Source organism: Nostocoides australiense Ben110 (genome assembly GCF_001050535.1).
GTDB lineage: Bacteria > Actinomycetota > Actinomycetes > Actinomycetales > Dermatophilaceae > Nostocoides_A > Nostocoides_A australiense.
Genome location: NZ_HG764815.1, coordinates 2373849 through 2380355, shown reverse-complemented (window position 1 = coordinate 2380355; position 6507 = coordinate 2373849). Strand labels below are relative to the sequence as shown.

The 6507-nt window shown below is 66.9% G+C and carries 6 protein-coding genes; 2 read left to right on the top strand and 4 right to left on the bottom strand.

Features of this window, described 5'->3' with window-relative positions; genetic code table 11:
- The first annotated feature begins 118 nt into the window (after window positions 1-118).
- Entirely contained in the window at window positions 119-706 is a 588-nt protein-coding gene (locus BN11_RS11420) for a histidine phosphatase family protein (protein WP_048697778.1), read from the top strand.
- Window positions 707-715: 9 nt separating this feature from the next.
- Here BN11_RS11420 and BN11_RS11415 read toward each other — a convergent pair whose 3' ends face one another.
- Both BN11_RS11415 and hppD read right to left on the bottom strand, forming a co-directional pair.
- Window positions 716-2515 (bottom strand): bifunctional metallophosphatase/5'-nucleotidase, encoded by a 1800-nt coding sequence (locus BN11_RS11415; RefSeq protein WP_235435446.1) that lies wholly within the window; start codon window positions 2513-2515, stop codon window positions 716-718.
- Between the two features lie 70 nt (window positions 2516-2585).
- Window positions 2586-3806, bottom strand: coding sequence for a 4-hydroxyphenylpyruvate dioxygenase (gene hppD, locus BN11_RS11410; RefSeq protein WP_048701296.1), 1221 nt, complete (start codon window positions 3804-3806; stop codon window positions 2586-2588).
- Window positions 3807-3916: 110 nt separating this feature from the next.
- Here hppD and BN11_RS11405 point away from each other — a divergent pair, with 110 nt between their 5' ends.
- The gene (locus BN11_RS11405) at window positions 3917-4405 is read left to right on the top strand and encodes an Lrp/AsnC family transcriptional regulator (RefSeq protein ID WP_235435445.1); all 489 of its coding nucleotides are present in this window, start codon (window positions 3917-3919) and stop codon (window positions 4403-4405) included.
- A gap of 75 nt (window positions 4406-4480) precedes the next feature.
- Here BN11_RS11405 and BN11_RS11400 read toward each other — a convergent pair whose 3' ends face one another.
- Together BN11_RS11400 and BN11_RS23700 are read right to left on the bottom strand one after the other, a co-directional pair.
- On the bottom strand, window positions 4481-5416 hold the full coding sequence (locus tag BN11_RS11400) for a zinc metalloprotease (protein ID WP_048697773.1): 936 nt from the start codon (window positions 5414-5416) through the stop codon (window positions 4481-4483).
- Window positions 5417-5676: 260 nt separating this feature from the next.
- Window positions 5677-6507, bottom strand: an 831-nt coding sequence (locus tag BN11_RS23700; RefSeq protein WP_053084082.1) for a zinc metalloprotease, incomplete at its 5' end; no start/stop codon positions are given.

Below are 6507 nucleotides of genomic sequence, written 5' to 3'. Positions count from 1 at the left end.
GGCTGTCGGGCGACTGGGGCCATCTCGCCGGCTGAGGCCATCACGCCGGCCGAGGTGTGGGCGCAGCATCGCAAGACGCGCTTGGCGAGCCGAGAAGGCATCGTGTAGGACGGGTGCCATGAGCCCGCGCCTCCTGCGATTCCTCACTCACCCCCAGGTGCGCGTCGATCCCGCGACTCCCGTGCCCCAGTGGGACCTGTCCGACGTCGGTCGCGCGCGAGCGGCGGCGCTGGCAGGCTCGCCGTTCCTCGCCGCCACGACGTCGATCTGGTCCTCCACCGAGGTCAAGGCGCTCCGGACCGCCGAACTGATCGCGGGCGGCATACCGCACCTGGTGCGCGAGGATCTGGGCGAGAACGACCGGAGCGCAACGGGATTCGTGCCGCCAGAGGAGTTCGAGGCACTGGCCGACGCCTTCTTCGCCCATCCCGACGAGTCGGTGCGCGGCTGGGCGAACGCGGCCGACGAGCAGCGGCGGATCGTCGCTGCCGTCGACGCTGTGCTCACCGATGAGCGATCCGGCGACGGCGACATCGTCGTCGTCGCCCACGGCGGCGTCGGCACCCTCCTGCTGTGCCACCTCCTCGGCCGGCCCATCACCCGCGAACTCGACCAGCCCGGCCAGGGCCACTACTTCACCGTCGACCGGGACACCCGCGCCGTCCAGCACGGATGGCACCCACTTGAGGAGCTCTCAGCCGAATGAGGATGCGCGTCAGGGCGTGATGACCAACGGGGTGTCGCCGGCGACGAGGCGCCAGTCGACCCGGAAGAAGCTCGGCGGGTCGATCGTGCCCTCGGCGCTCACCCAGTCGATGAGCAGCTGCCGGATCTCGTTCTGCCGGTTGTAGACCACCGGGGCGGTCGTGACACCCGGGAAGCCGCCACCACCGGATTGCCGGTAGTTGTTGATCGCGATCACGAACTGTTGCGAATCACTCACCGGCACACCGTCGTACGCGAGGTTCTTGATCCGGTTGCCTGGCGGGACGGAGATGTCGATGTCATAGGTGAGGGGCGCGTCGAGCCCCCCCATGATGTCGTAGTTATAGTCCGGCGTTCCTCCAGGCGCGGTCTGCGTGGGAGCATTCGTCACCTCGTCCGCGGAATAGGTGCCCGGCCCCGGGACCTGCTTGAAATAGACGGCGGACTGTTCCAGGTAGGCCCTGACCTGCGCGCCACTGAACTGGATCCCCAGGAGGGTGTTGTCGTAGATGTACAGGCCCGCGACGTCGCGCACCGTCACCTGCCCAGCGGGGATCGCGGCGAGTCGGTTGAAGGGTGCGGCGATCGAGAGCACCGGCAACCCCTCGGCGGCCGTGCCGGCGATTCCGGCCTTGACCGCCTCGGCCTGGACCAGGTTGATGAAGTCCATCGCCGCCGTGTCCTCATAGCGTGAGCTGGCGGCGCTCATCGCCTGCGTGCACGTGCCGATGGGGCTGTTGACATAGGTCAGCACCTTCTCGTGCGCGCCGCGCACCAGCGACGCCACGCGCGGGTCCTCGGGCACCGTGTTGGCGTTGAGCAGGGTGGCGCGCGCAGTGCGGACCTGCCACTTGCCCCTGACGAGCGAGAGATTGAGGTCCATAACCGTCACCCGCATGCCCCAATAGAGCGGCTCGGAGAGCAGGACCTGCCGGCCGGTGGCCGTGTTGGTCACGAAGCGCTCCGGCACCTCCAGGTGCGCGTGACCGACGAGGATCGCGTCCACGCCGGGCACCTGCTCGGCGACGAGGGAGGCAGCGTTCTCGGGATAGGGCAGGGCATCGCCATACGAACTGGAAGTGTTCGGGCCTGAATGCGCGGAGATGACGACGACCTCGGCTCCCGCGGCTCGCATCCGCGGCACGTAGTAGCTCGCCTGCTCCACGAGTCCGCGGAACTTCACCCGCCCCTCGACATTGGCCTTGTCCCAGATCGCGACGCCCGGTGTGACCAGGCCGAGAATGCCCACGGTGATCGTTTTGGTGTCGGGCAGCGTGATCCGCTTCAGGATGTAGGGCGGGAACACCGGTTTGCCGGAGGTCCAGCCGACGGCGTTGGCGCCGAGCAGCGGGTGGTCGAGTTGGCGCTGGAAGGCCCGCAGTGTGTCCATCCCGTAGTTGAACTCGTGGTTGCCGAGAGCGGCCGCGTCGTAGCGGATCGCGTTCATCGCCAACGCCATCGGGTGCTTCGACCCGCCGGTGATCGGGTCGATCTTGGCGTAGTAGTAGGCCAGCGGCGTGCCCTGGATGGTGTCCCCGGCGTCCAGGACGATGCACCGCCGCGGTCCGCGCTCGGCGCGCATGGCCTTGATCAGCGTCGCCGCCTTGGCGATGCCGATGTCGTTGCCGTAGCGGTCGTCATACTCCTCATTCTTGAAGTAGTCCCAGTTGTAGACATTGCCGTGCAGGTCTGTGGTCCCGAGCACGGTCAGGCGCAGATTCTTGACCGCTGCCGCCGACGGCTCGGCGGCGAACAGGCCGGCACCTCCCACGACGGACATGGCCAGCAGTTGCCGGCGGGTGGCGGTCAAACGGTCAGCGTGGAGTTCTCCCATGTCACCTGACGGTAAACCTGCCCGGGCCTCGGTGACCCCTGAGCGGTCACAAATTCCCGCGTTTGTCCTGTTCGCGTTCGATGGATTCGAAGAGCGCCTTGAAGTTGCCCTTGCCGAAGCCGAGGGAGCCGTGGCGTTCGATGATCTCGAAGAAGACCGTGGGCCGGTCGCCGAGGGGCTTGGTGAAGATCTGCAGCAGGTAGCCGTCCTCGTCCCGGTCGACGAGGATCTTGCGCGACTTCAACTCCTCGATCGGCACCCGGACCTGCCCGATGCGGGCGCGCAGTTCGGGGTCGTCGTAATAGGCGTCCGGGGTGTCGAGGAACTCCACCCCCTCCTTGGTCAGCTCATCCACCGTGCGCAGGATGTCATTGGTCGCCAGCGCCAGGTGCTGAGCGCCCGGGCCGGTGTAGAAGTCGAGGTATTCGTCGATCTGGCTGCGCTTCTTGGCGATCGCCGGCTCGTTCAGCGGGAACTTCACCCGGTGGTTGCCGTTCGCGACGACCTTCGACATCAGCGCGGAGTACTCGGTGGCGATATCGTCGCCGACGAACTCGGCCATGTTCACAAAGCCCATGACCTTGTTGTAGAACGCCACCCACTCGTCCATCTTGCCCAACTCGACGTTCCCGACGATGTGATCCAGGGCCTGGAACAGCCGCTTCGGCGCGCTCTCGCGCTTGACGAACGTCGAGGACCGCGCGACATACCCCGGCACGTGCGGCCCGGCATACCGCACCCCGCCCACCTCCCGCTGGACGAGGGTATGCCGCGTCTCCCCATACGTCGCGATCGCCGCCAGGCGCACGGTCCCGTGCTCGTCGGACATCTCATACGGCTCCGCGAGCACCGTCGCCCCAGCCGCCTTGGCCTGCGCGATGCACTTGTCGACATCCGGAACCTCGAGAGCGATGTCGACCACCCCGTCACCATGCTTGGCGTGATGGGCGATCAACGGACTGTCCGGGCTGACCGCACCCTTGAGGACGAACTTGATCGACCCCGACTTCAGCACGAATGCCTTGTGATCCCGGTTGCCGTTCTCCGGACCGGAATAGGCCACCAACTCCATCCCCCACGCCGACTGGTAATAGTGCGCCGCCTGAGTGGCATTGCCCACCACGAACACGATGGCGTCCCACCCGGTCACCGGGAACGGATCACGGTCCGCGTCATACTCCACCAGCCCGACCAGCTGCTTGAGCTGCTCGAGATTCAATTGGGCCTCGCGCTCGGCCTCGGTCAGCGTCATTGCGGTATCCGACATGCTCGAAAGGGTGTCCGACACCCGGCGAGGTGTGCAACCAGCATGAGTAGTGTTACTCAATTTGTGCAACTACGTAGCAAATTGACCGATCAAGCTGTCAGAATTGCGGGGTGGCTCCCTCCTCCTCCGTGGCCATCGACGAGCTCGACGCCCGCTTGATCACGGTTTTCACCGAGAACCCCGATGTCGGGGTGCTCGGTGCCTCGCGCATCCTGGGCGTAGCCCGGGGCACGGTCCAAGCCCGTCTCGAACGGCTCGAACAGCGTGGCGTGATCCGCTCTTTCGCGCCCACCCTCGACCCGGCGGCCCTCGGGTTCCCCGTCACGGCCTTCTGCATGCTGGAGATCCGTCAGCGCCAGGGCCACTCCCCCGTCGTCGATCACCTCAAGGAGATCCCGGAGGTGCTCGAAGTCCATTCGATCACCGGCACCGGTGACCTGCTGGTCCGGGTCGTCGCCAAGGATAACGCCGATCTCGGGCGGGTCATCGATACCGTCCTGGACGAGGTGCACGTCATCCGGGCCAACACCTCCATCTCGCTTGTCACCCACCTCGAGCACCGGACCGGGCCGCTACTCACCCGCAGTCTCGACGGTTGAGCTCCCCGACCGTCAACGCTGAATGGGCCGGTGTCGCGCTGCGACACCGGCCCATTCGGGTTCTTGCGGGGGCGATCAGCCGCGGAAGGCCGCCCACTGGTTCTTCATGCGGGTCTTCTGACCGGCGGTGAACATGTTCATGCACGAGTCATAGGTGTAGTCCATGAAGTTCCTGATGGGGTCCTTGCCCGGGGCCGAGCAGGTGTCCCGACCGGTCGGGCAGCCGAAGGCCGGGGACGACTCGGCCGGGGTGTCCGCGACCTGGTCGCCGGCGCCGCCGCAACCGCCCTGGAAGGTGTGCCACAGGCCCATCCAGTGACCGACCTCGTGGGTGGCGGTGTCGCCGAGGTTGTAGTTGGTCGCCGAACCGCCCGGGAGGCTGGAGTGCAGCAGGACCACGCCGTCGTACTTGCTCCCCGCGCCGTCCGAGGGGAACGTCGCCCAGCCGAGCAGGCCGCCGCTGAGGTTGGCCGTGTAGACGTTGAGGGTGTTGGTGCCGCCCTTGCGCAGGGCAGTCTTCATGCTGCGCTCGGCCGACGAGCCCGGGCTGAGGTTGAACCACCCCGAGTTGTTGACCCGCTTGGTCCCCATGAGCTTGAACCTGAAGCCGGCCGTGCTGTAGGCGTTGTTGAGGACCGTCATCTGCTTCGAGACTCGGGTCTGGGTCACAGCGCCCTTCGTGCCGGCAGTGATGATGTTGAAGTACACCGGCACCGTGACCGCCGGAGCGGCCTTGCCGTCGGCGTCGACCGCGCGCCCGGACGCATTCAGGTGCAGACCACGGTCGGCCAGGGCTTTGTCGAAGATCTTCTCTGCCGCCGCGACATCAGCGGCGGTGGCGGTGTTCGGGTCCTTGGCCGTGCCGCCCTTGGCGACGCGGGCGTCGGTGTGGACGACACAGTCCTGGGCGGGTGTGTCGGTGGCGACCATCTTGGCCTGAGCCGGCAAGGCCCCCATACCGACGGCGAGCAGTGCGGCGCTCGGCACTGCGAGCAAGACGCGACGAGACATGTGGGTTGGTGTCCTCTCTGAATTTCCCCATACGGCCGGAGCCCCTGGCCCCGATCCGGGAACACCCTAACGGGTTCCCACCCGGATCGGGGCACGACCCCAGGCCGGTCATCCCGCAGTACCACCCAAGCGTGGAATACGGCGGCGCCACGCCCTTGCCGGAGGTACGTCTGGTCAGAACACTGTCTCTCCCCGGGGGGACGCCAGTGGGGCCGGTCCGCATCGGACCGGCCCCACCCCGCGGCATACGCGCTAGCGCGTCAGAGCATGCGGTAGGTGTTCCACACGCGCTGCATCCGCCACTTCTGCCCGTTGGTGAAGTGGTTCATGCACGGGTCCTCGCTGTAGTCCATGAAGTTCTTCACCGGGTCGTTGCCGGGGCGGTTCTTGCAAGTGTCGCGGCCGACCGGGCAGCCGAACGCGGGCGACGCCTCGTACGGGGTGTCGAAGACCTGGTCGCCCGGGGTCTTGCAGCCGCCCTGGAAGGTGTGCCACAGGCCCATCCAGTGACCGACCTCGTGGGTGAGGGTGTCGCCCTCGTTGTAGGGCGCGGCGGTGCCGCCGGGCACCGACTCGTCGAGGATGACGACACCGTCACGCGACGTGCCTGCGTCCTCCCACGGGAAGGTGGCGTAGCCCAGCAGGCCACCGCTGAGGTTGGCGCTGTAGATGTTGAGGACGTTGGTGCCGCCGCGGTGCAGCTTGGCCTTGATCGCGTCGTCGTATTCGTAGGACTGGCCCATGTTGTTGTACCAGGCCTTGTTGTTGACGTACTTGACGCCCTTGAGCGCGAAGTCGATGCCAACGAATCGATAGGCGTCGTCGAGGACCTTGATCGACCGGTTGATCTTGGTCATGGACAGCTTGCCCTTGGCACCGTCGTGGATGACGTTGACGAAGACGGGGATGGTGACGTCGAACGGCTCCCGCTGTGCGCCGTCCAGGCGCACACCCGCGGCGCGGGCGTCGGCCCGGAACTTCGCCTCCATCTCGGCGGCCTTCGCGTCGCTGACGGAGTTCCAGTCGCGGGCAGTTGCGCCCTTGGCGAGGCGGGCGCCGGCGGGCGCACACTCGGCCGCGGTGGCGCCGTC

Bases quoted from the DNA above. Each gene is read 5' to 3' on its own strand.
- BN11_RS11400 (WP_048697773.1), bottom strand. From the start codon at position 5,416: ATGTCTCGTCGCGTCTTGCTCGCAGTGCCGAGCGCCGCACTGCTCGCC.
- BN11_RS11420 (WP_048697778.1), top strand. From the start codon at position 119: ATGAGCCCGCGCCTCCTGCGATTCCTCACTCACCCCCAGGTGCGCGTC.
- hppD (WP_048701296.1), bottom strand. From the start codon at position 3,806: ATGTCGGATACCGCAATGACGCTGACCGAGGCCGAGCGCGAGGCCCAA.